The 761-nt window shown below is 54.7% G+C and carries 2 protein-coding genes; both read left to right on the top strand.

The genetic code is table 11. The annotated features are described in order from the left end of the window. A partial coding sequence (locus tag OKC30_RS21260; protein WP_270809843.1) for a CcdB family protein occupies positions 1-265 on the top strand: 265 nt, incomplete at its 5' end. A 197-nt stretch (positions 266-462) separates the two neighbouring features. Then, on the top strand, positions 463-761 hold a 299-nt coding region (locus OKC30_RS21255), incomplete at its 3' end, for a replication initiation protein (protein ID WP_270809842.1).

Below are 761 nucleotides of genomic sequence, written 5' to 3'. Positions count from 1 at the left end.
CCCCTATTTGCTGGATGTGCAAAGCGACATCATTGGCGAGCTGGCCACCAGGATGGTGATCCCACTGTTCCCGCTGGTAGCCTTCACTGGACGGCCAGCGCAGCGGCTGAATCCGGTGATCATCGTTGAGGGTGATAAGTATTTGGTGATGACGCAGGACATGGCAGCGGTGAGGCTGGCGCAGCTTGGGGATGAAGTCACTGGTGTGCAGGAGTCGCGTCAGCTCATCAAGGACGCGATAGATTTCTTGTTTGATGGTGTGTAACGTATTGCCCAGAAAGGACAAACCCCGAATCTCTTTCATCAACTTGGCGGAAGACGGAACGAGAGTTCGGGGCTAGGTACGCAACCTATGGGAAAAGTCTAACACATGGTTATTTATAGACAACCAACTCCCCCCTCATTCCACCTATCTTGTGTGGAAGAGTGTGGAGTTTGCACCGCCAATTTGTGCGGTGATCGATGGTAAAATCGGCCTCTTACGCCTCATTTGTTGAACGTCTGCCACATCGCCCCTATTGCACCGATGACCCCGCCCAAGGGCTGCTGATCCGTCCGCAGGCCACGGCGCTGGCTTATCGCCATATCCAACACAACCCGCCGCCCCATGTAAGCACGTTGATTTTTGACATAGACAGGCCGGACGGTTACCACGCATGGGATGATGCCGGACTCCCCGCGCCGAATTGGGTTTGTGTCAACTTGAAGAACGGTCATGCCCATTATGGCTATCTGCTTGCCACCCCTGTGGCACGAACCAG

It is taken from the genome of Aeromonas sp. QDB18 (assembly GCF_027705325.1).
Lineage (GTDB): Bacteria > Pseudomonadota > Gammaproteobacteria > Enterobacterales > Aeromonadaceae > Aeromonas > Aeromonas caviae.
Note: the sequence above shows the minus strand (reverse complement) of the source record. Positions and strands in the feature narration are given on the sequence as shown.